Source organism: Sorangium sp. So ce363, assembly GCF_051520435.1.
GTDB classification, from domain to species: Bacteria; Myxococcota_A; Polyangia; order Polyangiales; family Polyangiaceae; genus Sorangium; species Sorangium cellulosum_B.
In genome coordinates this window covers 6,042,424-6,067,863 of the sequence record NZ_CP150333.1, presented here as the reverse complement: position 1 = coordinate 6,067,863, position 25,440 = coordinate 6,042,424, and the positions used below count along the sequence as shown (strand labels likewise).

Annotated in this window: 21 protein-coding genes and 1 tRNA gene; 9 read left to right on the top strand and 13 right to left on the bottom strand. The window is 72.9% G+C overall.

The annotated features are described in order from the left end of the window. Nucleotides 1–13: 13 nt before the first annotated feature. The 4 genes from WMF12_RS22695 to gatC form a co-directional block, all read right to left on the bottom strand. Nucleotides 14–1,186: an NAD-dependent epimerase/dehydratase family protein gene (locus WMF12_RS22695; protein WP_437873600.1), complete on the bottom strand. Its 1,173-nt coding sequence runs from the start codon at nucleotides 1,184–1,186 to the stop codon at nucleotides 14–16. 78 nt (nucleotides 1,187–1,264) lie between these two features. Next, on the bottom strand, nucleotides 1,265–1,861 hold the full coding sequence (locus tag WMF12_RS22690) for a GNAT family N-acetyltransferase (protein ID WP_437747702.1): 597 nt from the start codon (nucleotides 1,859–1,861) through the stop codon (nucleotides 1,265–1,267). Between the two features lie 16 nt (nucleotides 1,862–1,877). Further along, a complete protein-coding gene (gene gatA, locus WMF12_RS22685; protein ID WP_437873599.1) occupies nucleotides 1,878–3,431 on the bottom strand; it encodes an Asp-tRNA(Asn)/Glu-tRNA(Gln) amidotransferase subunit GatA in 1,554 nt (517 codons plus the stop codon). A 5-nt stretch (nucleotides 3,432–3,436) separates the two neighbouring features. Then, the gene (gatC, locus tag WMF12_RS22680; RefSeq protein WP_012236913.1) at nucleotides 3,437–3,748 is read right to left on the bottom strand and encodes an Asp-tRNA(Asn)/Glu-tRNA(Gln) amidotransferase subunit GatC; all 312 of its coding nucleotides are present in this window, start codon (nucleotides 3,746–3,748) and stop codon (nucleotides 3,437–3,439) included. Nucleotides 3,749–3,908: 160 nt separating this feature from the next. On the opposite strand from gatC, the gene WMF12_RS22675 reads away from it, so the two are divergent. Together WMF12_RS22675 and WMF12_RS22670 are read left to right on the top strand one after the other, a co-directional pair. Then, complete coding sequence (locus WMF12_RS22675) at nucleotides 3,909–6,728, top strand: hypothetical protein (RefSeq protein ID WP_437873598.1); 2,820 nt, start codon at nucleotides 3,909–3,911, stop codon at nucleotides 6,726–6,728. A gap of 320 nt (nucleotides 6,729–7,048) precedes the next feature. Then, nucleotides 7,049–9,406 carry a PEGA domain-containing protein gene (locus tag WMF12_RS22670; RefSeq protein WP_437873597.1) on the top strand — a complete coding sequence of 786 codons (2,358 nt, stop codon included), beginning with the start codon at nucleotides 7,049–7,051 and terminating at the stop codon, nucleotides 9,404–9,406. 53 nt (nucleotides 9,407–9,459) lie between these two features. Here WMF12_RS22670 and WMF12_RS22665 read toward each other — a convergent pair whose 3' ends face one another. From WMF12_RS22665 to WMF12_RS22625, 9 genes are all read right to left on the bottom strand, one after another. Continuing rightward, a complete protein-coding gene (locus tag WMF12_RS22665) occupies nucleotides 9,460–10,446 on the bottom strand; it encodes a hypothetical protein (RefSeq protein WP_437873596.1) in 987 nt (328 codons plus the stop codon). Further along, a complete protein-coding gene (locus WMF12_RS22660; RefSeq protein WP_437873595.1) occupies nucleotides 10,446–10,943 on the bottom strand; it encodes a hypothetical protein in 498 nt (165 codons plus the stop codon). Before WMF12_RS22660 ends, WMF12_RS22665 begins: the two co-directional genes overlap by 1 nt. 60 nt (nucleotides 10,944–11,003) lie before the next feature. Then, on the bottom strand, nucleotides 11,004–11,615 hold the full coding sequence (locus WMF12_RS22655; protein ID WP_437873594.1) for a type IV pilin protein: 612 nt from the start codon (nucleotides 11,613–11,615) through the stop codon (nucleotides 11,004–11,006). Nucleotides 11,616–11,693: 78 nt separating this feature from the next. After that, nucleotides 11,694–12,308 (bottom strand): type IV pilin protein, encoded by a 615-nt coding sequence (locus WMF12_RS22650; protein ID WP_437873593.1) that lies wholly within the window; start codon nucleotides 12,306–12,308, stop codon nucleotides 11,694–11,696. A 149-nt stretch (nucleotides 12,309–12,457) separates the two neighbouring features. After that, nucleotides 12,458–13,036 (bottom strand): type IV pilin protein, encoded by a 579-nt coding sequence (locus tag WMF12_RS22645; RefSeq protein ID WP_437747694.1) that lies wholly within the window; start codon nucleotides 13,034–13,036, stop codon nucleotides 12,458–12,460. 163 nt (nucleotides 13,037–13,199) lie between these two features. After that, nucleotides 13,200–14,681, bottom strand: coding sequence for a sigma-54-dependent transcriptional regulator (locus tag WMF12_RS22640; protein WP_437873592.1), 1,482 nt, complete (start codon nucleotides 14,679–14,681; stop codon nucleotides 13,200–13,202). 145 nt (nucleotides 14,682–14,826) lie between these two features. Next, complete coding sequence (locus WMF12_RS22635) at nucleotides 14,827–15,219, bottom strand: hypothetical protein (RefSeq protein ID WP_437873885.1); 393 nt, start codon at nucleotides 15,217–15,219, stop codon at nucleotides 14,827–14,829. Between the two features lie 109 nt (nucleotides 15,220–15,328). Continuing rightward, nucleotides 15,329–16,795: a 30S ribosomal protein S12 methylthiotransferase RimO gene (rimO, locus tag WMF12_RS22630; RefSeq protein ID WP_437873591.1), complete on the bottom strand. Its 1,467-nt coding sequence runs from the start codon at nucleotides 16,793–16,795 to the stop codon at nucleotides 15,329–15,331. After that, nucleotides 16,792–18,123 (bottom strand): dihydroorotase, encoded by a 1,332-nt coding sequence (locus WMF12_RS22625; protein WP_437873590.1) that lies wholly within the window; start codon nucleotides 18,121–18,123, stop codon nucleotides 16,792–16,794. The genes rimO and WMF12_RS22625 overlap by 4 nt, the downstream gene beginning before the upstream one ends. A gap of 316 nt (nucleotides 18,124–18,439) precedes the next feature. Here WMF12_RS22625 and WMF12_RS22620 point away from each other — a divergent pair. The 7 genes from WMF12_RS22620 to WMF12_RS22590 all read left to right on the top strand — a co-directional run bounded on the left by WMF12_RS22620 (nucleotide 18,440) and on the right by WMF12_RS22590 (nucleotide 25,297). Next, a tRNA-Leu gene (locus WMF12_RS22620) sits at nucleotides 18,440–18,526 on the top strand. A 200-nt stretch (nucleotides 18,527–18,726) separates the two neighbouring features. Then, nucleotides 18,727–19,905: a hypothetical protein gene (locus tag WMF12_RS22615; protein WP_437873589.1), complete on the top strand. Its 1,179-nt coding sequence runs from the start codon at nucleotides 18,727–18,729 to the stop codon at nucleotides 19,903–19,905. 66 nt (nucleotides 19,906–19,971) lie between these two features. Beyond that, nucleotides 19,972–21,048, top strand: a complete 1,077-nt coding sequence (locus WMF12_RS22610) for a DUF4190 domain-containing protein (RefSeq protein WP_437873588.1) — start codon at nucleotides 19,972–19,974, stop codon at nucleotides 21,046–21,048. 56 nt (nucleotides 21,049–21,104) lie between these two features. Next, on the top strand, nucleotides 21,105–21,413 hold the full coding sequence (locus WMF12_RS22605) for a hypothetical protein (RefSeq protein ID WP_437747689.1): 309 nt from the start codon (nucleotides 21,105–21,107) through the stop codon (nucleotides 21,411–21,413). Between the two features lie 78 nt (nucleotides 21,414–21,491). After that, nucleotides 21,492–22,553 carry a tetratricopeptide repeat protein gene (locus WMF12_RS22600; protein ID WP_437873587.1) on the top strand — a complete coding sequence of 354 codons (1,062 nt, stop codon included), beginning with the start codon at nucleotides 21,492–21,494 and terminating at the stop codon, nucleotides 22,551–22,553. Then, entirely contained in the window at nucleotides 22,553–23,578 is a 1,026-nt protein-coding gene (locus tag WMF12_RS22595) for a hypothetical protein (protein ID WP_437873586.1), read from the top strand. Before WMF12_RS22600 ends, WMF12_RS22595 begins: the two co-directional genes overlap by 1 nt. Before the next feature lie 249 nt (nucleotides 23,579–23,827). Next, entirely contained in the window at nucleotides 23,828–25,297 is a 1,470-nt protein-coding gene (locus WMF12_RS22590; protein WP_437873585.1) for a serine/threonine-protein kinase, read from the top strand. Nucleotides 25,298–25,440 lie beyond the last annotated feature (143 nt).

Sequence of the window (25,440 nt, the reverse complement as noted above, 5' to 3'; positions counted from 1 at the left end):
CCCCCGAACCGCATCACGCGGGCGTCTCTTGCAGCAGGCGCACGTCCCGCAGCCGCTGCGCGCTCGTGTAATCGAGCAACGCCTCGCGCGTCGTGTAGACCGGCCGGAACCCCATCACCTGCGCCGCCTTCTCGCCGTCCGCCACGCAGAGATAGCGCAGGTACCGCAGGAAGCTGGGCGGGGCGATCGCCGCGTGCGCAGCCCAGAGCGCCGAGGCGAGCGGCCCGGCGGCGCTGTGCAGCACCGGGACCGCCGTCCGGCCCGCGAGGCGCACGATCGTGGAGAGCGGCAGCACGCCGTCGCCCACGATGTTGAAGGTCCCGGGGAAATCGCTGTCGATGGCCAGCTTGAAGGCGGCGATCGCGTCGACCTCGTGGATGAACTGCCACAGCGGATCGAAGCCGAGCATCGTCATGACCAGGCGCCGCGCCAGGAACCGGGTGACGTAGTTCTGGACGGTCGGGCCCAGGATCGGCGCGGTCCGCAAGATGGTGACGGTCGTGCCCTTGGTCTTCGCGCCGAAGGCGTTGAGCTCCCGCTCGGCGGCCATCTTGTCCGCGAAGAAGCGCTCGTCCGGATCCGCCCGGAGCGGGTGCTTCTCCGTGAGGAAATTGGGGTTGGTCGGGTGCGCGCCGTAGAGGATCGTCTGGCTCCAGAGGATCAGCTTGCGCAGGCTCGCCTGGCGCGCCCCGTGGAGCAGGTGCATCGTGCCGACCGACTCGAGCTCGTGGGCCCAGGCGGTCGCCGGGGTGGGCGACGACAGGAAGCAGAGGTGGACGAGCGTGTCCACCTGCTCGGCCGCAAGCACCTCGGCGACGCGCTCCTCGGACGCGGGCTCCGTCAGGTCGACCGTGTGCATGCGCAGCTTGGAGCCGCCCGTGTCCGGCCGCTTGATGTCGATGGCCACCACGCGCGCGATGCGCGGGTCCTCCTCGAGGATCCCGATCAGGTTGCGCCCGAGGAAGGACGCGGCGCCGGTGAGCGCGATGACCCGGCCCCTCGGGCCGGACGACGCGCGCCGGCTGGTCGGCGACGCCTCCGCCGCTGCGGACGCCGGGGGCTCGCTCGCGCCGGCCGTGGCCGTGCCCGCGGCGGAGCCAGGCGCGGCGTGATCTGCGCCGGCGGCGGAGCTCCGCTCGGCGGCGTCGTGGGCCGCGGCTTCAGGGTGTTCGGAGGTGGGAGCCATGCGCCGGGCGCGACACTACCTGGTCGGCCGGCGCGCGCAAGCGAAGCGCGACCCCGGCCGGGCCTCGCCGCGGCGCTGTCACAACGCCCGGCGCAGGACCGGATACGGCTCGAACGCGTGCACCTCGGCGAATCCGTTCCGCGTGAACGCGGAGACCGGGCCGGTCCACAGCTCCTCGTCGCTCACCGGCTCCTTCGGCCGGCGCGGCAGGGCCTCGAGGGCGCGCGCGCCCCAGGAGGGCGCGAGCTCCACCGCGCCCGCGACGAGCGCGGTCGCGACGCCTCGCCGCCGGTGGCCCGGGTGCACGACGGCGCAGCCGATCAGGAAGACGCCGGCGCGATCGCCCGCGAAGCACGGCAGCCCGCGGTACAGGCGTCGCTCGTACGCCTTCGCCACGGCCGCCGCGGGCGCGACCTTGAGCCACCCGACGACGTGCGGCGCCTCCGGCGCGAGCGCCACGACGCCGCGCGCCTCGTCGCTGCCCGAGGCGAGCGCCTCGGCGAACTCCCGGCGGTTCTCGCCCTGGCCGTCCGAGCACCGCGCGAGCCACTCGTTGTTGGTGCCGCCGAAGTGGTAGTACCGGCAGTAGCAGGGCGTGCCGGCGGCCTCGAAGAGCGCCTCGAGCCCCGGGAGGTGCTCGGGGCCGGCCGCCGCCACGGTGATCGCGGAGCTCATCGGCGCGCTCCGCTCGTCACGCGTTCGACACGCGCGCGCGCAGCCCGCGCACCGGCGAGATCTGCTCCCACGCGTAGGCCGCCTGGCAGAGCCGCGCCTCCTCCAGCGCAGGGCCGATGAGCTGCAGGCCGACAGGCAGCGGAGGCCCGCCGTCCTGCGCCTGCGCTGTCGCGCACGGGACGCTGATCGCGGGTAGCCCGGCCATGCTGGCGGGCAGCGTGTAGACGTCGGCCAGGTACATCGACAGCGGATCGTCCACCCGCTCCCCCAGCCGGAACGCGACCGTCGGCGAGACCGGCGCCGCGATGAGGTCCACCTCGCGGAAGGCCTCGTCGAAATCGCGCCGGATCAGCGTCCTCACCTTCTGCGCGCGCAGGTAATACGCGTCGTAGTAGCCCGCGGACAGCACGTACGTGCCGAGCAGGATCCGGCGCTTCACCTCCCGGCCGAACCCCTCGCCGCGTGTCCGGCCGTAGAGGCCCTGGAGGTCCGCCTTGCCGCCGCGGTCGCCCTCGACGCGCAGCCCGAAGCGCACGCCGTCGAAGCGCGCCAGGTTGGACGACGCCTCCGCCGTCGCGACGATGTAGTAGGCCGCCACGGCGTACCGCGTGTGCGGCAGGCGCACGGGCTTGATCTCGCAGCCGAGGCCGCGCAGTCCCTCGATGGCCTCCCGCACCTTCGCCTCGACCCGCGCGTCGATGCCCTTCGCGAAGTACTCCTCGGGCACCCCGATGCGCAGCCCCGCGACGTCGCGGCCGCACGCGGCCTCGCAGGCGCCCACCGGGGCGTCGAGGCTCGTCGCGTCGCGCGGATCGCGGCCCGAGATCACCTCGAGCAGGCGCGCCGCGCCCTTCACGTCCTGCGCGAACGGCCCGATCTGGTCGAGGCTCGAGGCGAACGCGATAAGGCCATAGCGAGAGACGCGGCCGTACGTCGGCTTGATGCCGACGACGCCGGTGAGGCTCGCCGGCTGGCGGATGGAGCCCCCCGTGTCCGACCCGAGCGAGCCGGGCGTCATCCCCGCCGCCACCGCGACCGCGCTTCCGCCGGACGATCCGCCGGGGATGCGCGACGGGTCCCACGGGTTCTTCACCGGGCCGAAGGCGCTGTTCTCGTTCGACGAGCCCATCGCGAACTCGTCCATGTTGCACTTGCCCGGCAGGATCGCGCCGGCCTCGCGCAGGCGGGCGACGACCGTCGCGTCGAACTGCGGGCGGAACCCGCGCGCCGGGTCGGGCGTCTTGGACGCGCCGTCCCCGCCCGCCGCCGCCCGTGTGAGGATCTTCGAGCCGGCGGTCGTCGGGGCGCCCTCGGTGCAGAGCGCGTCCTTGAGGCCGATCGGCACGCCGGCGAGCGGGCCGAGCGCCTCGCCCCGCGCGCGCCGCGCGTCGAGCGCGCGCGCCGCCGCGACGGCCTGCTCCCCCTGCACGGTGAGGAAGGCGCCCAGCGCGCCGTCGCGCTGCTCGATGCGCGAGAGCGCGGCCCTGGCCACCTCCTCGGCGCTCACCTCGCCGCGCTGCACGAGCGCCGCGAGCTCCGGGATGGATCGATCGAGGATCGCTGTGTCCATCGGCGTCACCCCTCGTCCACGAACGCCGGAACGGCGAACCCGTCGTCCTCGACCCGCGGCGCCTCCCGCAGGGCCACCTCGCGCGGCAGGCTCGGCGCCTCCTCGTCGGCGCGGAGCGGCAGCCGCTCGATCTGCACGTGCGCCGTCGGCGGCACCGCCGAGACGTCGAGCTCCTCGAGCTGCCGGACGTAGCTGAGGATGTTGCCGAGATCACCGGTGAGGCGCTCGATTTCCTCGGCGGAGAGGTCGAGGTGGGCGAGGCGCGCTATCGTCAGCGCCTCGTCGCGGCGGAGAGGGGGCGAGTCAGCGTTCGACATGGGCGCGCCCGATGTAGCACCGCCGGTTCGGCGGACGCTAGCGCCGCGCGCCCCCGAACCTGGCCGCGGTACAAAAACGATGATAACGGCTGCCGCGCGCGCGTCCGGTCGTCCTCGACCAATCGGGCAGGAGCCCCGCCCCTCCGCGCGTTGTCCGCGAATGCAGTCCCCGAAAACGCCCTCCCTGCGCCGCCAGCGCATCGGCATCCTCGTCCTCTGCGCGTCCGCGGCCGTAGCGATGTCGCCCGACGTCGGCGGAGGCGCTCGCGACCGCTCGACCGCGCTCGCCGCGGAGCTCGCGGAGCGGGGCATCACCGCAGCGGCCGGCGACGTGGTGTGGGTGGATCCGCCGCGCGGCGGCCTCCGCCCGTTCGGCGCTGACGCGCGCGCGGTCGCGCGCGGCGTGCGCGGCGTGCGCGCCGGCGGCGAGCGCGGGGAGCCCACCGACCTGTACCTCGTCGACGCGAGGCTCTCGCCGGAGGGCGTCCTGCTCGACGTCTCGGCGATCCACAACCTCACCGAGACGAGCGGCGCGGACGAGTCGAAGCCCGTGCTCCGCGGCGAGGCCCTCGCCTACATCTCGCGCCCGCTGATCGAGGCCGCGTCGCCCACGGTGCACGTGCTCGAGCTGGACGGGCAAGAGCTCTCGGGCGGCGCGGACTGGTCCCTCGTCGAGCGGCTCCAGCACGCCGTCACGAGCTGGCAGGCGACAGGCCGGCTGCGCGGGATCGGCCGGCGGACCTTCGCGATCGACCTCGCCCGGAGCGAGGAGAACGGCGCCGAGGAGCCGCGCCCCGAGGAGCCGGGCGCCGAAGAGCCGCGCGCGGAGGAGCCGCGGAGCCGCCGCGGCCCGGACGCGGGCGACGTCGCCGTCGCGCTGGAGGACGACAGCGCGGTCGTCGTCCGCGCGGGCGGCCGCGAGGCCCGTCTGCCGGTGCGCGGCGTGGACGACGCGGCGCTGCCCGCGTGGATCCGCGCCGAGGCGTCCGAGGTCGCGCGGCCGGGGAACCTCGTCACCTGGGCGGTCGACCGCGTGCGCCTCGTGATCGGCGACGCCGCGATGCAGACGGTCAAGGCCGTGGCGTTCACGGCGCTGGATTTCGTCCTCCGCAACAAGGAGGCGGTGACGGGCGACACCGGCGCGGAGGACATCGCCGCGGACCTCGGCCAGAGCGAGCTGGATCCGCCCGTCCGCCAGATCCCGATCGATCCCGAGATCGGCTGGCCGCCGGCGCCGCTCGAACCCTGGGTGACGCCGCCGCTGCCGGGCGAGGGGCAGTGGAACCCCCAGGGGGGCGACGCCTTCGTGCGCCAGCTCGACGGGCTCCCGCCGGCGTTCATGACCACGTTCCTCCGGACGGACCGCTCGCGCAAGGCGACGCGCGTCTACATCGCGCTCTGGGACCCGCGCCAGGTGGAGCTCCACATGATGGCGGGCACGGTGGAGCCCAAGGGCGCGACGGGCGAGGCCGGGCCGGGGCTCATCCCGCGCACGCCCGAGGTCATGAAGCGCGTGGTCGCCGCGTCGAACGCCGGCTTCCAGGCGATGCACGGCGAGTTCGGCATGATGGCCGACGGGGTGATGTACCTGCCGCCGAAGCCCTACGCCGCGACGGTGGCCGTCCGGCGCGACGGCAGCACCGTCTTCGGGAGCTGGTCGGAGGACGAGAACGTCCCCGAATGGATGCTGTCGTTCCGCCAGAACATGACGGTCATGGTCGAGGACGAGAAGTGGAATCCCTTCGGCCGGACGTGGTGGGGAGGCACGCCGCCCGGGTGGGCCGACAAGACGCACACGGTCAGGACCGGCATCTGCCTGACCCGGGAGCGCTTCGTCGCCTATTTCTATGGCGCCGACGTGAGCCCGGAGGCCCTGGCCCAGGCGATGATCCAGGCCCGCTGCTCCTACGGGATCGCGCTCGACATGAACGCGGGCCACAGCGGGCTCGAGTTCTATCGTGTGGCGCCGAGCGGCGAGCTGCCGCCGCTGGGGCGCCCGCTCCAGGGGGAATGGGAGACCGAGGGCGATGTCTCGGGGCTCTCGGGCTACCGGTTCCGCGGCCGCCGGCTCATCCGCGGCATGGGCCTGATGAACTTCCCCCGCTATATCCGGCGGGAGGCGCGCGATTTCTTCTACATGACGCTGCGGCACCTGTTGCCGGGGCCGCCCTTGGCACCCCGCGCGGCGCCGGCCGAGGCGGGGGAGGGCGCCTGGCGCACCCAGGGGCTCCCGCAGCACGGCTTCCCCTATGCGCTCGCGATCACCGAGATCCGCCCCGATCCCGCGCGGCCCGATGTCCGGCTGCGGGTGCTCAAGGTGGACCCGCGGACCGTCACGGCCGCGCCGCTGGGCGAGCCCGGGGCGTCCCCGCCGGCCGGGGCGGGAGCGACCGTGGCGGTCTTCAGCGACGGCGCCGCGACGCCCGGCGCGGGGCAGGGCGAGGGGTCGAGCATCTGGCACTCGGCCGGGTCCTTCTCCGCCTCGCCGGCCTCCCCGGTGCGCGGCGCGGTCCGGATCGCGACGGGGGCGCTCGGCAGCGCGAGGGCCGTGGCCGCGCTGGGCGTCAACGACGAGGATGGGATGCTGATCTACGTCGAGCGGGCCGCGACCGGGCCGTCCAGCGCCCCGGACGCCGCGCTGGCGCCGGACGCATCGGCGCCGCCTCCGGCGCCCGCCGACCCGCGCGACGCCAAGCTGCTCCAGGATTTCCTGGCGGGGCTCGGCTGCTCCTCGCGGCTCTACCTGCCCCGGCCGCTCTCGGTGGCCCTCGGCGGCGATACCGATCTCTCCGGCGCCGCCGTCCATCCGCCGTCAGGCCCGCGCGCCGTCCGGCTCACGCGCGCCGAGGCGCCTGGCGCTGGCCGGATGTTCGAATCCACACCGATCGTTCCGCACAGCGTCTGGTACCCGCTGCAGCAGAAGCGCGTTCGGTACTTCAAAAAGCCGAAGAAAGAGGAAACGGCAGGCGGCGATCACTGAGCGTGACGGCGCCTTGGCCCTTCCCTGACGTGCAGTAGGCGCTTGTGCGCTGGCGGCCCGACGGACTAATACACGTCGGCCGGTGCATCGATTGCGATCCTTCGGAGCTTGCGACATCTCGGCGCGGATCTGCGTGGGCTCGCCGGGCGGGGGCGCGCGCGCGATGTGCGGGTGGTGGATCGCGCGCAGCGTCGCATTGCGGAGCGCAGCGGACGTCGCGCGCGCCGCGGACGTCGCGCGCCGCATCGCCGGCGGTGGAGCGCTGGATCCGCGCGAGATCGCGGCGCGCGCGGCGCCTCGCTGCCGCCGAGATCCTCCCGATGGCGCTCGCGAAGTCACCGGACCAGCGGTACGCTGCAGCGGATCAGGGGATTCTAGCGCGCTCCGAGCTCGCCCGCGACGAGCGCTTGTACATCGAGCTCACGCTCGTCGCGCGGAGCATGCGCGATCGTTTCCGTTTTCGTTTCCGTTTCCGGGACGCCGCGGTGAACGGCGCCGCATATCCTGAGGAGTTCTCGAACATGGCGGACAACAAGGGCGGCAGCGATCTGGACGTATTCGAGGGGCTCGCGAAGAAGAAGTCGCCCGCGACGAGCACCGCCCTCGTACCTCCCTCGCCGCCTGCGCGGTCGCGCACCCTCGTCGGCGCGGCGGTGCCGCCGCCGCCGAACCATGCGGCGACGCTCCCCAGCGGCGTGCCGTCTCCGCTTCCGCCGCCCGTGACGCAGAAGGGGGCCGGCCCGTCGTCGCTCCCGCCGCCCGTGCCGTCGAAGGGGACGAGCCCGGGGTCGCTTCCGCCGCCCGTGCCGTTGAAGGGGACCGGTCCGGTGTCGCTCCCGCCGCCGTCGCTCCCGCCGCCGTCGCTCCCGCCGCCGTCGCTCCCGCCGCCGGCCGTGACGCAGAAGGGGACCGGTCTGGCGTCGCTTCCGCCGCCCCTGTCGGCGAAGGGGACGAGCCCGGGGTCGCTCCCGCCGCCGATGCCTCCTTCGGTCAAGCCGGGCTCCCTGCCGCCCGTGGTGCCGCCTCGGTCGCGCCAGCCGTCCCTGCCCGCGATCAGCGCCCCGGCCCTGCCGTCGAAGAGCCCGCTGCCGCCGGCGCCGGTCAGCGGGGCCTCGGGCTCGCTGCCTCCGGTGGTCCCTCCGCCGGTGCGCCTGCCGTCGGTGAAGCCGCCGCTGAAGGCGGGTGACGACGCGAAGCCTCGCTCGGCCAAGGGCACCGCGGTCGACATGAACTGGGACGACGACGAGGAGTCGACCCACGTCTACGACAAGCAGGGGAACGACTACAATCCAGGGCGCTCGAGCGCGCTGCCGGCGGCGGGCTCGCCGGCGATCCCGAAGGTGGCCGCGGCGCTGGTCGCGAGCTCTGGCGGCGCGGCGTCGGCCTCGCGGGTGCGCACCCCCGTCCCGGCGCCGCCGCCGATCCCGAGCGCCCCGCCCGCGCCGGCGATGCCGCCGGACCTCGGGCTCCGCGCGCTGTCGCGCAAGGACGAGCCGACGGAGATCCGCCCGCGCCACGTGGTGCAGCAGGGCGCCGGCAAGGTGGGCGTGCTCCTCGGCGGGCTCGCGCTGGTCGCCGTGCTCATCCTGGCGGTGGTCATGCTGGTGCCGAAGAAGGGCGCGCTCACGATCGACCTGAAGACCCCGGGCGGCGGCGCCGTCGACCGGGCCGAGATCTTCCTCGACGGCCAGAAGCGCTGCGACACCGTGCCTTGCGTCGTGCGCGATCTCGAGCCCGGCTCCAAGGTGGTCAAGATCCTCGCCCCCGACTTCCCGCCGCGCGACGCCGTCGAGATCGTCGAGGGCGGCAAGGACAAGGTCGTCGTGATCACGCTCGACGCGGCCGGCGCCGAGCGGTCTTCCACCAGCGCGTCGACCACGACCGGCGTGAAGGCGTCGGGCGCGCCCGGCGTGAAGGTCTTCATCGACGGCGAGGAGAAGGGCGCGCTCCCCGTCGAGGTCAGCGTGCCGCCGGGGGAGCACAAGATCCGCTTCGACGGCGGCGAGCGCTTCGAGCCTCTGGAGCAGACGGTGGACGTCGGCCAGGGCCAGATGAAGGACCTCGGCGCGGTCGCGCTCAAGGTGCTGAAGGGGCAGGTGACGCTGGAGCTCGCCACGTCGGGCGCCTCGGTCAAGCTGGTGAGCGCCAAGGGCACGGAGAAAAAGCTTCCCGATTCGGCCTGGAAGAAGCCGCCGGTCAAGGTGGATGTCACCGCGTCCGAGCGCTGGAAGATCGTGGCGACGAAGAAGGGGTACCAGGACTTCTCTCAGGCGATCTCGTTCGAGGACGGGCAGGCCGAGAAGACGATCCGGATCGCGCTCGACGAGGCGCGCAAGTCCGAGCCGGCCGCCGCCGCGCCAGCACCTGCGCCCGCGCCTGCTCCGGGGCCGGCCGCACCTAGGTCGGAGCCCGTGGCCGCCGCGCCGAAGGCGGAAGCGCCGGCGGAAGCGCCGGAGCCCGCGGCCGCTGCTGGCGGTGCGACGCTGAACATCAACTCGATCCCGGTCTCGAAGGTGGTCCTCGACGGGCGGCCGCTGGGGAGCACGCCCAAGGTGGGCGTCAGCGTCCCTGCGGGGTCGCACACGGTGATGTTCATCCATCCGGATCTCGGGAAGAAGTCGGTCACCGTCACGGTGAAGGCAGGCGAGACCAAGACCGCGGCCGTCAAGTTCGAATGAACACCTAGCCGCCAGGGATGCCTGGCGCGCGCCGCTTCAGCGCCCGAGGCAGCTCACCGCTCGCCCTCGACCCGCTCCGCCCAGGCGCGCCAGGTGGTCGCGCAGCGCGGCTCGTCCGCGTGCGCGCCGCCGGCGCAGTACGCCGGGTCGCGCGGGGGGCCCAGCACGAGGATCGCGGTGTTGCTGACGAACGGCAGATCGCGCCGCCAGAGATCGCGGAACCCGTCGAGGCGCCGGCGGTACTTCTCTGCGTCGCGTGCGTCGAGGAGCTTGTCGAGCTGCGCGCGGATCTTCTGCTTGAGCTCCTCGTCGTCGGTGACGGCGAGCGTGCGCTGGAGGAACCGGATCTGCGCCTCTCGCTCGCCGGCGCGCCCCAGGATGCCCGCGCCGCCGAGCGCCTGCCAGCTGATGTTCGCGTCGCCGCCGCCGAGCTCCGCGGCGCGCGCGAGCATCCGGGCCCCATCGAGGCGCCACTGCGCCTTCTCCTCGGGATCGGTCAGGTACGTGGCCGGCGCGATGAAGGCGACGAACTGGCCGAGCGCGAGCCAGATCTCGCCGTCGTGGGGGCGGTTCTGGACTCCGCGCTCCATGATCTCACGCGCCTTGATGATTTCGTGACGCGGCGTCTCGCTCATCTGGAACGTGATGAGCGCGTCCGCGAACAGGTAGGGGTCGCGGAAGGTCGGATCGAGCGCGTTGATGGCGTCGAGCAGCAGGGTGAGGTTCTCGAACCGGCGCCGCTCCATGGTGTGCAGGCCCTGCGAGACGAGCACGTGCGACCAGAGCAGATCGGCCAGCGCGGCGCGGTAGCCGAGCGACAGGCGGACCACCTCGTCCGTCGGCGGCAGCACGTACACGTCGGAGGTCTCGGCGACCCGCTGCTCCAGGTCCGCGGCCGGCGCGCGCACGCTCCCGATGGCGACGGCGGCGGCGGCGGAGAGCGCGACGGCGACGAGCGCCTCGCGCGCGCCTGCGAGGCGGCCGAGGAGCGAGCGGGCTGCCGGAGGAGGCTCCGCCCCGGGCGAGGGAGGGTCCCCCATCATTCCACCTCGCGGTCCACGAACATGCCCGGCAGCACGCGGGCCGGCTCCCCGGGGATCCGCTCGCCGCGCACCTCGAACGTGGACAGCACGCCGTCGCCGTCGAGGTCGCCGTGCGCGGTCGCGGTGAAGCGCATGGCCTTCGACGCGTCGAGCTCGCTCGTGAACTGGAAGGAGAACGCGTGGGGCCCCTCGAAGCGGAAATCGAGCGACCGCCAGGTGAGGTGCTCCCACGACTCCGGCGGATCGACCGCGCGCACGCCGCGCGGCACCTGCGCCGGGGTCAGCGGGGCGGCCGGCGGGAAGCTGATCTCCTGCGGGCGCGACTCGGCGTAGGCGACCGCGCTCGTCACCAGCCGGTCGAGCCCCTCGATGGGCTCGCTCAGCTTGGACGCGCTGAGGTTTCGGAAGAACGCGGGAACGGCGACGGCGAGGACGCTGCCGCCGACCGCGAAGGCCGCGCTGAGCTCCAGCGCGCTCCAGGAGCGCCAGGTCATGGGCTCCTCTCTACCTCACCCCTCCACGATCGAACAAGCGCGAGGGAGGCACGGTTCGCATCAGTCGGAGTCGATGTTCGTGTAGATCGCGGTGCTGGTCGCGATCTCGCCGTCGCGCACCTCCCCGGTGCGGGCGATCGTGTACCTCTGCCCGTCGCCCTTCAGGTCCCCGACCGCGCCCACCTCGAAGCCGTCCGGTCCGGGGATGGGAGCGCCAAGCAGGCCCTGGCTGACGTAGCTTCCGCCGACCTGGTACGAGTACTGGAAGTAGATGGGCTGGCTGATCGAGAAGCCGAGGCACTGCCAGCCCGCGAGCGTCGAGCCCGAGTTGAAGTCGACGCCCGGCGCATCGTCCGGCTGGTACTTCTTCCCCTCGACGGACGCGAAGAGGAGCGGGACCGGCGTCGCCGAGGTGCAGAGGAGGTGCGTGTTCGCCGAGGCGACGCCCGTGGCCGCCAGGATCTGCGAGACGTCGCGCTCGCGCTCGTACTGGGCGATCGCGGTGCGGGTGATGGCGCCGACGACCTGCTTCGCTTCAGCCGTCTTCGCCGTGACGAGGTAGCTGCGCACGCCGAAGATCGCCAACGCGGCGAGCACGCCGGCGATCGCGACAACGATCATGACCTCGATGAGGGTGAAGGCTCGTCCACGGACCGCTGTCGTGCTCGACATAACACGCCCTCACCGCTCGGAGACGACGCCGATGGACCGGGGCTGCCCGGCTCATGTGAGCCGAGCAGCCGGGAGGTCTCATTCGAACTCGTTGTTGACGAAGACCTGCGTGGCCAGCGCCAGCTCGCCGTTGGTGATGGTGCCGCCGCGGGCGAAGCCGCTGAACGCCGTGCCGTCGCCGTCGATGTCGCCGATGGCGCTCGCCTCGAAGCCGAGCAACCCGGCGCCCACCGCGGGCGCGCCTGTGAGGGCGGCGTGGGTGTTGTTCGCACCCCGGAGATAGTGGTACTGATAGTAGATCGGCTGCGATATCGTGAACTTGAGGCACGGCCAGCCCTGGACCGCGCTGCCCAGGTTGAAGTCAGTTCCCGCGGCCGAGTTCGGCTGGTACTTCGTGCCCGTTGGGATGGTCCCCGGGACCGCGCCCGCCGAGTCGCAGAGCTCGTGGCTTGCGGCCGTCGAGGTAGCGCCGCCGCCCAAGATGGCCGCGGCGGCGTTCTCCCGCTCGTAGGCGGCGGCGGCGCCGCGGGTGATCGCGCCCACCGTGTTCTTGGCCTCCGAGGTCTTCGCGGTCGCGAGGTACCGGCGCACGCCGTAGATCGCCAGCGCGGCGAGGACGCCGATGATGGCAACGACGATCATGAGCTCGACGAGCGTGAAGCCTCTCCTGTCATATCGCTTGATTGCACGCATGAGTGTCGATCCTCCGTGATGCTTTCTTTAATTGGATGCTTTGCCGAGACTGACCATGATGTCGCCTGGTGCGGGCTCGGCCGGCCCGCAGCGCGAAAACCTCTCCCACGGACAGGCGCTCTCCGCGCCGCGCCGAGGTGAACCTTCCTCTACTCCGCGTCGTTCTCCCAGTAGATCTCGGCCATCGTGGATGCCGTCAGGAGCAATGCCAGCGTTCCATCCCCGTCCCGATCGCCGGCCGCCTGGACGACATACCAGGGCCCGTTGGGCAGATAGTTCGCATTCGCCAGCGGGTTCCCGGGGATTCCCGCCCAGGTGAAGCCCGCGTTCGGCGTCACCGTGAAGGCGTTGCCGACACCGGCCTTCGTCGCGTACCCGAAGCGGACCGCGCCGTCCGTCGAAACGTTGAGCAGACGCCAGTTGGCTTGGCCGTCACCCGCGCCGCCCCACCCGCGCTTCCGATCGTTGAGAGTCCCCGCAGGATACCATGATTCGAGCGTGGTCGAGACGTCGAGATACACGAGCATCTCGGCCTTGTACGACTCCTGCGCACCGCGGATGCCTTGAATGACCGCCTTCGGCTCGGCGATGCCCGCCGCGTTCATGTACCTGCGGTAGCCCACGAGGGCGATCGCCGCGAGGACACCCACCATCGCGACGACGACGAGGAGCTCGACGAGCGTGAACGCTCGGCTCGCTGCGCTTCGCTGTCGCCGCCTGCTCCGCATGCGCCCTGACGCTCCAGCAGGTGACGTGCCAAGGAGAGCGCGGCGCGGCGTCGTCTTCGGGTTGCGCGAGAAGCTCATGAGTTGCCTCGGTTTTCCTTGAGGTGACGAGGGCAGGGGGCCGGAGGTGTGGGGTTGTGTTCTTTTGCGGCGGTGACGAAAACCGTCACTGCAGGGCGCCCGGCGGTGACGATTCTCGTCGGGATCCTCCCTCCGGGTCGTCGTCGCCCTCCCCATCGGCGGCAAGGGCGTGCTTGGCGAGGCGGTAGCGCAGCGACCGGAACGAGACGCCCAGCAGCTTCGCGGCCGCCTTGCGGACGCCGCCGGTGCGCTCGAGCGCCTGGAGGATGAGCCGGCGCTCGAGCTCGCCGATCACCTCGTCGAGCGCGCACCCCTCGGGCGGGAGCTGCGCGAGCAGCGGCGCCGGGCTCGCGCTGAGGCCGGCGACGGCGCTCGGGAGGTCGCCGAGGCCGATCGTGGGCCCTCCGGCGAGCGCCACCGCGCGCTCCATCATGTTCTCGAGCTCGCGCACGTTGCCCGGGAAGCCGTAGGCGTCGAGCGCGCGCACCGCGTCCGTCGTCAGGCCGCGGACGTCCTTGCCGAGCTCGGCGGCGAAGCGGCGCAGGAAGCGCTCGGCGAGCCGCGAGATGTCCCCGGGGCGCTCGCGCAGCGGCGGCAGCTCGATGCGGATGACGTTCAGCCGATAATAGAGATCCTGCCGGAACCGGCCCTGGCGGACCTCGGCCTCCACGTCCCGGTTGGTCGCGGCCAGGACCCGGACGTCCACCGAGATCTCCGCGGCGGCGCCGACCGGGCGGACCTTTCGCTCCTGGAGAACGCGGAGGAGCTTCACCTGAAGCGCGGCCGGCAGCTCCCCGATCTCGTCGAGGAGCAGCGTCCCGCCGTCCGCCTCCCGGAACAGGCCCATCGAGCGCGCGCCGGCGCCCGTGAACGAGCCCTTCTCGTGGCCGAACAGCTCGCTCTCCATGAGCGCCTCCGGGAGCGCCCCGCAGTTGACGACCATGAACGGCCTGGCCGCGCGATCGCTCTGGTCGTGGATCGCGCGGGCGACCCGCTCCTTGCCGGTCCCGCTCTCACCCGTGAGCAGCACGGTGGTGCGCGTCGGCGCGATCTTGGCGATCAGCTCGGCGATCCGCTGCATCGCGGCGCTCGTGCCGAGCGGCTCGCGCGACGGGAGATCGAGCCGCTCGAGCTGCGCGCGCAGGCGCTGGTTCTCCGCGACGATCGAGCTCTTCTCGAGCGCCTTCGCCGCGAGCGCGGTGAGCTCAGCGGGCGAGAACGGCTTGGTCACGAAGTCGTACGCGCCGTGGCGCATCGCGTCGAGCGCGCTCTCCACCGTGGAGTGCGCGGTCATCACGATCACCTCGGTCGCGTTGCTCCGCGCCTTCGCGGCCGTGAGCACCTCGATCCCCGAGCCGTCGGGCATCACGAGGTCGGTGAGGACGAGCGGGAACGGCTGCGGGTTCTGGCGGATGGCCTCGATGGCGGCGCGCGCTCCGGGCGCGACGACGACCTCGTAGCCCTTGCGGTGGAAGGCAATGTGGAGCACCTGGCGGAGGCCCGGCTCGTCATCGACGACCAGCACCCGGGTGGCGCTCTGCGGGATGCTCGGCGGGATCGACGCCATCACGCCAACACCCTATCACGATGCTCCGCTCACGCGTCGAGAGCGGCCATCGGGCGCGGCGCGCCGCGTCGTCGTCACGTCACCGTGTCGTCACGTCACTGCGTCGTCACTATCCCACTTCGGCGCATTGGGCTTCGTCGCGCACTCAGGGGCAGGCGTCGTTCACGACGCCGAGCGGTGTGCGCTCCTCGACGACAAACGATTGCGCCTCGCTCTCCTCGCCTCCGTTGCCCTCCAGCTCCTGCCACACGAGCAGGGTGTCGCAGAGCTGGGCCTCGATCTCGAGGAGGTAACGGCCGTTCCCGTCGGTGTCGTCCTCGATCACGCCCCGCTGCGTCCGCTCGTTGAAGAGGCTGACGCGCGCGCCAGGGCTGCAGTTGCCCGCGATCTGCCACACCCCCTCGCGATCCGCGGCGGGCCGCATCGTGTCGGCTGGCTCGGGCGGGGGGAGCGGCAGCGTCGGGCTCAGGCACGCCGCACCGGCGAGCAGCGAGATCGCGAGGGCGACGGCGAGGTGAAGCGCAGCGCGGCGGAGCATCGGCACGGCACGGCGTCATAGCACACCGTGTGCCGCGCCCCCTCCGCCGCGGAGCGCGCTGATGCAGCGGGATTTTCAGCGATTGCGCCGCGACCCGATCGCCGGACCGTCAATTCTGTTGGCGCTCGCGTCCATCGGTTTGCAGCACGCGCAGGGCGACGCGCCGCTTCGCCGTGACGGCGCCGAGATCCGCGGCCGGGGGGAGCCCGGCGCCGCGCCCGCTCTCCTCGTCGTCGAGCAGCTCGCCGACGAGATCGTAGTCGCTCGCCTGCGTGATCCGGACGCGGCACATCTCGCCGGGGCGGACCTCACCGCCGGAGAGGTAGACCTGTCCGTCGATCTCGGGCGCCTGACCGGCGTGGCGGCCCATGAGCACGTACTCGTGCTCGTCGCTCGTCCCCTCGACGAGCACCTCGAGCTCGCGGCCGATCATGGCGGCGCTCTTCTTGTGCGCGATGCGGCGCTGCAGCGTCATGAGGCGGCGGTAGCGGCTCGCGGCCGTGCGCGCGGGGACCTTGCCCTCGAGCTCGTAGCTGCGGCTCGCCTCCTCGTCGGAGTAGCGGAACACGCCGACGCGCTCGAACTCGGCCCAGCGCACGAAGTCGCAGAGCTCCTCGAACTCGGCGTCGGTCTCGCCGGGGTGGCCGACGATGAACGCGGTGCGGAACGTGAGGTCGGGGACGCGCTCGCGCAGCGTGGAGACGACCCGGCGGAGGCGATCGCCGCCGTGGCCGCGCCGCATCCGCCGCAGCATCGCGTCGGCGGCGTGCTGGAGCGGCATGTCGACGTAGGGCACGACCCGCGGGTGGCCGGCGAGCAGCTCGACGAGGTCGTCGGTCATCGTCTCGGGGTACAGGTAGAACAGCCGCACCCAGCGCACGCCGGGCACGTCGGCGACCCGCTCGACGAGCTGCGCGAGCGTCGCGCGCGCGCCGTCCTCGGCGCGGCCCGCCGCGTCGCGGCCGTAGGCGATCGTGTCCTGCGAGATGAGGTTGATCTCGCGGACGCCCGCCGCCGCGAGCTGCTCCACCTCGCGCACCACGTCCGGGATGGGCCGAGAGCGCTGCGCGCCGCGCAGATCCGGGATCACGCAGAACGAGCAGGTGCGGTTGCAGCCCTCGGCGATCTTGACGTAAGCGCTGCCGCCGGGGGTCGAGAGGGTGCGCGGATCGCCGGCCTGGATCAGCCACTCGGCGGGGTTGCCGACGAGCATCCGCTCCGCGTCGCCCGCGAGCACCCGGCCGAGCTTGAGCATGTCGCTCGACCCGAGGAAGTGATCGACCTCGGGCATCTCGCGGGCGAGCTCCTCGGGGTGGCGCTGCGACAGGCAGCCGGCCACGACCAGGCGCTTGCAGCTGCCGTGCTCCTTGTGCTGCGCCATCTCGAAGATGGCGTCGATCGACTCCTTCTTCGCGTCGCCGATGAAGCCGCATGTGTTGACGACGATCACCTCGGCCTCGGCGGCGTCGTCGACGTGCGCGTAGCCGGCCGCGCGGGCGACGCCGAGCATCACCTCGGAGTCGACGCGGTTCTTGGGGCACCCGAGGCTGACGAAATGGACCTTGCGCGAGCTCATGTCGCCGCTCCCTCGCCGTCGACGAAGACGACCCGCCCCGAGGCGAGCGTCATCTTGACGCGGCCCGTGAGCTGCCGGCCGAGGAACGGCGTGTTCTTGCTCTTGGAGCGGAGGCGCGCCGGGTCGAGCACGAAGCTCAGGTTCGGATCGACGAGGCAGAGCTCGGCGCGGGCGCCGGCCTTGATCGTGGGCGCCTCGAGCCGCGCGATGCGGGCGGGGGCGCGGGTGAGGGCGTCGACGAGCCGCCCGAGGGGGAGGGCGCCCTGCCGGACGAGGTCGAGCAGGACCGGGACGACGAGCTCGAGGCCGATGAGGCCGGGCGACGCCTCGGCGAACTCGCAGTCCTTCTCGAGCGTGGAGTGGGGCGCGTGGTCGGTCGCGACCGCGTCGATGGTGCCGTCCGCGAGCGCCTCGCGGAGCGCGTCGACGTCCGCTTGCTCACGAAGGGGCGGGTTGACCTTGCACGCCGTGTCGTAGCCGAGCACGGCGGCGTCGGTGAGCGTCAGGTGGTGCGGCGTCACCTCGGCGGTCACGGCGATGCCGCGGGCCTTCGCCTCGCGGAGGATGCGGACCGCCCCGAGCGACGAGATATGCGCGACGTGGTAGCGCGCGCCGGTGGCCTCGGCGAGCAGCACGTCGCGCGCGACGATGATGTCCTCGGCCACGCGCGGCCAGCCCCGGAGACCGAGCCGCGTCGAGATCGCCCCCTCGTGCATCTGCGCCCCGTCGGTGAGCGCGTGGTCCTCGGCGTGCTGGATGATCGTGAGATCGAAGGTCTTCGCGTACTCGAGCGCGCGGCGCATGACGGAGCTCGACGTCACGCAGCGGCCGTCGTCGGAGACCGCCACGGCGCCGGCGTCCTTGAGATCGGCCATCTCGGTGAGCTCCGTGCCCTTCTGGCCCATCGTGATCGCGCCGATGGGGTGGAGCGCGGGCCCCCCGATCGCGCGGGCTCGCGCGATCATGGCCTCGGTGATGGAGCGGGTGTCGTTGACGGGCCGCGTGTTCGGCATCGCGCACACGTGGGCGAAGCCGCCGGCCGCCGCGGCGGCCAGCCCGGAGGCGATGTCTTCCTTGTACTCCTGCCCGGGCTCGCGGAGGTGGGCGTGGAGATCGACGAACGCGGGGAGGAGCAGGAGCCCATCGCCCTGGATGATCTCGGCCCGGTCGGCGCGGCGCAGCTCGTCGGTCGCTGCGCCGCGTCCCGCCCGGGTGATGACGCCGTCTTCCACGACGACGTCGATCACGTCGTCGAGCTGTTGGGTCGGGTCGACGGCGCGCACGCCGACGAAGAGAAGGAGGGGAGGAGGTGAGCCGATGGCCGCCATGGGAGCGCGCTCCCCTAGCACAGGCGCTCCTCGCCGTGCACCGGTGCAGCGTCAGCGGGGCAACCAACCCGGCAAGGAGGCCGCGCGCCGGGGTCAGCTGGCAGCTGAAGGCAACCAGGAGACCCGGGCGAGGCGAAGGACGGGAACGCGACGGGCACAACGGAGGTGATGGAGATTACGGAGATGATGGAGGTGACGGATGCAACAGGCGTAACGGACGCAACGGACGGAACAGTCGACGGAAGAAAAACGCTCGGGGCGTGACACAGCGCTTGACGGAACGCGAGGGGGTGAGGTAGTGATGCCGTCCCCGCTCGCGAAGCTGGCGGAATTGGCAGACGCGCTGGATTCAGGTTCCAGTGGGGTAACTCCCGTGGAGGTTCAAGTCCTCTGCTTCGCACCAAGCGCTCTTCTTATCCTGCTTCTCTAGCCACGACTCTTGCCAAAGTCGTGGCTCTGTCCCTGCTCGCCGTCTCCAGCAGTTCCTGTGATCGCCGCTCCTCCCCCTCGGCGGGAGGAGCCGCGAGTGCAGCCCCTGGTCCGAGCGCCTCGGGCGCGGTCCTCGCGGCCGCCGCTGCGTCGAGCGCACCGACCGAGCCCGCCGTGGCCACTGCGCCGGCCGAGCCCGAGCTGCCGCGTGGGACCGGCGTCCAGGAGTTCGTGCCCATCGGCTCCCTCGAAGGGTGCAAGGCGAAGTCGGGTGATATCGCGACCTACATCCTGCGCGAGGGGATGGGGATCGCCGGTCGCGCCGACGGCTCGTTCGGGGCCGTGTGGCTCGTGGACCTCAAGGGAGGGGACGCGCAGATCGCGTTCGCCGGCTTCGATAGCGAGGCCCGGCAGGTCGCTCGCGCGAGGGCGATCTCGAGCACGCGAGACGCAGGGCTCCGGATCTTCTCCTCGGGAGACGAATGGGCGGTCACGTGGTTCGACGCGGAGGGGCTCGCGTACGCGCGGCCCCGCTGGGAGACGAACCCGCCGGTCGAGATCCAGCGCGTCGGCGCGATCGGGAGGGAGGTCAGCGACCATGTCGCCCTCGCGCCCGCTCCAGGTGGCGCCCTGGTAGCAGCGGCGCCCTTCGGACCGGACCGCCAGCGCCTGGGGGTGTTCCAGTTCGCGCCGGTGGACCCTGCGCAGCCGCAGCTCAAGGCGGTCGGGGTCACGCGAAGCGCCAAGAAGCCGCGCTGGCCGACGGTCGCTGCCGACGCGTCCGGTGGCTACCTCGTCGCCTGGCAGGACGAGGAGGACGGGAGCATCCGGGCCTCGCGGTTCGACGCCGCGGGCAGGGAAGGGAATGCCCACGTCGTTGCGAAGCGACAGGGCGGCGACCGACCGGCTGGCGCCGCTCAGGAGACACCGGACAGGGATCAGCGGCTCGGCCTTGTGGCCACGGGCAGCGCCGGAGCGCTGCTGGTCTGGAGCGAGGGAGCCACCTTGATCGCCCGCGCGCTGGACCCCGAGGCGCGGCCGCGCGGGGCGCCCTGGGTCGTTGGCAAGGGCAAGTGGCGCGCGCTCGCGCCGAGCGGCGACGGGGCCCTCGTGGCGTGGGTCGGCCACGATGGCAAGGTGGAGGGGCAAGCCCTCCTCGTGAAGCTGGCCGCCGACGGAGCGCCCTCTGCTCGAGGGATCCGGGTGTCGGATGGGGTGTTTCCCGTAAAGGATTCTCCCAGCGTGGCGCTCGCCGGTGAGCGGGTGGGCGTCGCATGGACGGAGCCCATGAGCACCGGTGTGAGCACGAAGCGCGCAGTCTTGCGTGTGCTCGAGCGCACCTGCATCCCCTGAGCGCTCACGCCACGAGAGGGCCCGTGCGGCGGGCGTAACACGGCCTCCGGCGCTAGGATGAAGAGCGTGAGCCACGCATTCGGCCCGACTCAGCCACCGCCGAACCGCGATGCGAACGAGCCGCCTGCAGCGCTCAGGGACGTGCAGATGGGCGCCCTGCCCTGCGAAAGCGAGCCGCCTGCCGGAGTGCCGCCCTGCGACACGGTCGCGGCCCGCGGGCGCGTCGCGCTCGCGCCGGCAGCAGCGCAGCCGAGCCGCGCGCGCGCGGCGCGGCTGATCATCCAGGATCCCTACCTCACGCCGCCGCCTCCGCCGGAGCGACGGCAGCTCTCGACGCTGGCCGTGAGCTCGCTCGTCGCGGCGCTGTTCGGGCCGCTCGGGGCGATCGCCGCGATCGCCTTCGGCTGGGCGGCTCGCCGCGAGATCGAGCAGGCCCCGGCCGTGCGCAGGGGGTACGCGCTCGCCAGCGTCGGGCTCGCGCTCGGCGTCCTGCTCACGCTCTGCTGGAGCTCCGCGATCGGCTTCGGCGTGTGGATGTGGAGCACCCATCACAGCGGAGAGACGGCCTCCGCCCTCCCGGAGGGGGAGGCCTCGCCGGAGCCGGCGAGCACGGCGTCGCCGTCGATGCCGCTGCCGGAGGCGCCTCCTCCGGCGGTGCAGCCGAGCGGCAGCGTCCCTCAGCACACGACCCACCGGCGCATCGGCGGGGTCTCCATCGTCGATATCGGCGTCGACGTGTCCGTGCTCAGCGAGGAGCTCGCCAAGCAGCGCGCGGAGGCATACGCCCAGGGCGAGAAGGTCCTCGTGATGACGACGAGCGATCCCTGCGAGCCGTGCCGCGGGGTCGACCGCTCGCTCGGCGATCCGCTGATGCAGACGGCCCTCCGGAGCGTGCGGCTCGTGCGCGTGGACATCGATCTCTTCAAGGAAGATCTCGATCAGATCAAGGTGCCGCGGCGGCTGTATCCGGGCTTCTTCCTGCTCTCGCCGGATCTTTCCCCGCAGGACGGGATCAACGGCGGCGAGTGGGACGACGACATCGCGCGCAACATCGCGCCCGTGCTGGGGGCGTTCGTGCGGGGCCAGTACACGACCCGCCGGCAGCCGTGGAACCCGCTGCCCGGCTCGGGCATGCGCCTCTGAGCCGGGTCGCGCGCGGCGACGAGCCCCTCGCGCGCCGGACAGGGTAAGCTCGGGCTGTGAAGCGCTTCGGCCAGCTCGCCCTCTTCGCCCTCTGCGTCGCGTTCAGCGTCTCGGCGGTCTACAACGTCGTCTCCGACAACGCCGACGTCGAACGGAGGGCGGCGCTCGTCGCGTGCGGCGAGGACGGCGCCGCGAGCGCGCCGGAGCCGCGCCGCGCGAGCGAGGGCTGCAGAGCCCAGATGACGCGGCTGGAACGGACGCCGTTCGGCCAGACCTTCGAGTTCACCACGGCGAAGCGCACCGTGGACGTCAGGTGCGAGCGGGCGCTCGTGTTCGCCGGCGAGTACAGCTGCAAGCTCAGGTGATCGCCGCGGCGGCGGCCTTCACCCCGCCCGCCGCAAGACGCCGTTATCCGCGCGGAAGTTACGCTATGGTGGGCGGCCGTGACGAGCCACACAGCGCGCTTGCTTCGCTCGATCGGCTTCGAGGCCGGGCGCATCGTCGTGTGCTTCGCCTCCGCGGTCGTCGCCGCCGCGGCGGTCGCCCACAGCGCGCCGTCGGCGCTGGCGGCGCAGGTGCCCCCGCCGGAGCCGCTCCGCGCGCCTGTGGTCGCGCCCGCCGCCCCGCCCGCGCAGCCGCCGCAGGGCGGCGGGCCGAGCCCTCCCGCCCCGCCGCCGCTCTCGCGAGACGAGGAGGAGAAGCGGCTCCGCATCGAGCGAGCGACGGCGCTGCACGACGAGGCGCAGCGGCGCTACCAGCACGGCGAGTACCGCGCGGCCATCGCGAAGCTGGAGGCCGCCGTTGCGCTCGATCCCGAGGGCAAAGAGCTCATCTACAACCTGGCGATGATCCACGAGCGGCTGGGCGAGATCGACGAGGCCGAGCGCTACTACCGCCGCTACCTCGACATGGAGGCGCTCCCGAAGGCGCGTGAGGAGGTGCACGCGGTCCTCAAGCGGCTCAAGGGCGCGAAGCGGGAGCTCGCCAGCGCGAAGCCGCCGCCGTCCGCGCCCGCGAAGGGCGCCTCGGCCTCCACGGCGCTGCCGTATTTGCCGCGCTCGCCGCGCCATCCCGTCGCGGTCGGCAGCGCGATGCCGCGCGCGACCTGGCTCGGCGTCAGCGGGGGCATCGCCGCGGGGTCGCTCGTGGTCGGCGGCGTCTTCGCCGCGCTCGCCTTGGCGCGGGATCCCGGCGCCGGCGAGCGCACCGGGGCCGGCGTCTCCATCGCCGACCTGCAGGCCGACGCGAGCGCCGCCCACCGGTGCGCCGTCGCCGCGGATGTCGCCTTGCTGATCGCCGGGCTCTCCGGGGCAGCGGCGCTCTACCTGTACCTGTCTCCCGGGGCCCCCGCGGCGAGCCCGGCCGCTCGCGGGGCCTCGGCCGTCGGCGCGCGTGCGCTGACGCCGGGGCAGGATCGCCGTCTCCCGCGCGACGCCGGTGCAGGGGCGCAGGGGATCCGCCTGTCGCTGGGCGCCGAGGGAGCCCGGCTCCGGGTGCAGTTCTGATGCGCCCCAGCGCCGCGCGGCGCAGGCTGCTCCGCACGCTCGCCGCGCTCGCCGCGCTCGTGTCGCTCGGCGCCGGGTGCGAGGTCCTCGTCGACGGCACGCTGGGCCCGGTGCGCTGCACGGACGAGGGCGCGCTCGGCCCGCCGGCGTGCCCCGAGGGCGCCGTTTGCAGGGACGGCGCCTGCGCCGAGCAGCAGCTGGAGCGCGCGCTGGGCGCGCGCTGCGCGCGGCACGAGGACTGCGGAGCGCTCGATTTCTGCCTCGATCCCGCGCTGTTCGACGTCGAGGGGCCGCGCGGTTGCTCGCGCGCCTGCTGCAGCTCGAGCGACTGCGATCCTGCCCGGGATGCGGTCTGCTGGATCCCCGACGGCGGAGGGAGCGGCCTCTGTCGCATCGGCCGGGAGGTCGGCCGGCCCGACGTGGGCGCGCGGCTCTCCGGCGCGCCTTGCGCCGCGCCCGGCGACTGCCGATCTGGCATCTGCAACGACGGCGCCTGCGTCGACGCCTGCTGTTCCGACACCAGCTGCGCCACGAACGGGGCGGCGTGCCGGCTCACGACGGGCCTCGTCGCGTCCGGTCCGGCCTGGGCGTGCCAGGCCGCCGCCTTGGGCGATGGAGGCTACTTCGAGCCGTGCGCTCGGGACGAGGACTGCGCGTCCGGGCTTTGCGCGCAGGTTGAAGGGAGCGGCCGCTGCACCATCCCGTGCTGTGGCTCGGAGATGTGCCCGGACACGCCCGGCGAGGTGAGGCAGCGCGTCGGCTGCGCTGAGCTCGCGATCGACGGACGCTCGACCGTCCGCGCGTGCATCACGCTGCTGTCCGGGGACAGCCTCGCGGCCACCGGCGCTCCGTGCTCCACGCCCGAGGACTGTCGGAGTGGTATGTGCATCAAGGATCCTGAACAAACGCAGCGATTCTGTAGCGACGTCTGCTGCAGCGATGCGTCCTGCGGCGACGCCGCGTTCTTCGGCTGCCACCCGCGAGCGACAGGCGAGTCGTGGGCCTTGCGATGCGAGCCCAAGTAACGGACGATCCCCCCCATCGCGGTGGTAGTTCGTGCAGCTGACGGCCAGTTCCCAGCCAGCGCCCCCGGGTCGCCCGGCGAGCCCAGCAGGGCCATGGCGCTGATTTGCCCGCGCTGTCACCACCTCGGGGCCGTCGCGCTGGAGGGGAGGAGCTCGTCAAGCCAGCTTCCGTCTCCCACAGGCGAGCGCGGTTCCCAGGACGGCCAGAGCGCGAGGCTGCCTCGTTGCCCCCACGACGGGCTGGCCCTCGTGAGCCGCGAGGTGCTCGGCGAGGCCGACGGAGATCCGTTCCTGGGGATCACGATCGCGGAGCGGTTCGTGATCGTGGGCAAGCTCGGCGCCGGCTCGATGGGCACGGTGTACCGCGCGCGCCAGGAGGCGATGGGCCGCGACGTGGCCATCAAGATACTGCGGTCGGACAGGGCCTTCGACGCGCAGGCGAAGGCGCGCTTCACCCGCGAAGCGCGCGCGATGAGCCTCCTCCGGTCGCCGCACACGGTCACCGTGTTCGATTTCGGCGAGATCGTGGACGACGCGACGGACGCGGCCTTCGGCCGCGGTCGCTCCGCAGAGCAGAGCTCGCCCGTGGAGGGGACGACGTCGAGCAGCGGCTCCCTCTACCTCGCGATGGAGCTGCTCGAGGGCGAGTCGCTCGGTCAGCGGCTCAAGCGCCTGCGGCGGCTGCGCCTGGGTGACGCCGCCCGCTTCGCGCGGCACGCGCTCCTGTCGCTGGCCGAGGCGCACGACAAGGGGATCATCCACAGGGACCTCAAGCCGGACAACCTGTTCCTTGCGAGGCCCCCCGCGGGCGAGCACGAGGAGATCGGCAAGGTGCTCGATTTCGGCATCGCGAAGGTGATGACCGGGACAGAGCGGCCGGTCGACGCCCTCGAGACCCAGGCAGGCACCGTCTTCGGGACGCCGCGGTACATGTCGCCGGAACAGGCGCAGGGCAGGCCGCTCGACGCGCGGAGCGACCTCTACTCGCTCGGCGTCCTGCTCTACCAGATGCTGGTCGGGAGGCCGCCGTTCATCGACGACGATGCGGTCGTCGTGATGGCGAGGCACATCAAGTCGTCGCCCGTGCCGGCGAGCGAGGCCGCGCCGGACGCCAGGATACCGCCGTCGCTCTCGCATCTCCTGCAGCGCGCCCTGGCCAAGCGGCCCGAGGATCGGCCGCGGAGCGCCCAGGAGTTCATCGCCGAGCTCGATCGTGCGATGGACGAGGCCAGGCCGAGCCTCGACCGCGAGCGCCTCGGCCCGGCTCAGCCCGCCGAGGTCGGCGCCACGAGCGAGCTGCTCGCGGTCGTAGGCGACGGCGAAGGCGCCGCGCAGGCGCCGAGCACGCTGCGTCCCGCGCCACGGAGGCGCACCTCGCGCGTGGCCGTCGGCGCCGGCGCCTTGACCCTGATCGTGATGGCGCTCGCCGTGCGCGAGCTCCGCCGGCCTGCGGACGGCAGCGCGCGCAGCCTTCAGAAAGGGGTAGCGCTGGAAGCGAGGGCACTCGCGAGCGCGATCTCGCGCGCCGACCCGCCGCCCGCCGCTGCGCCGACCGCGCCGGCGCTGCCGCCCGCCGCGCCGACCGCGCCGGCGCTGCCGCCCGCCGCGCCGCCCGCGGGGGCCGCCAGCGCGGCGCCCGCGCCCACGGGCGTACCCTCGGCGTCGACACCGAGGCGAAAGCCAGCGCAGCCGCGCAAGCCGTATGTGAAATTCGACTGATGACGGCACGCGCGCGGGACCGCTGCGCAAGGCCGACGTGGGCCCCCGAAGGCCCGCTCTTCCATGGAGTCCCGTCGCGCGAGAGACAGCGGCGTCCAATCGCGAATGGCGCCGAGAGTCGCTGTACGAGCCGGAGGCTAACG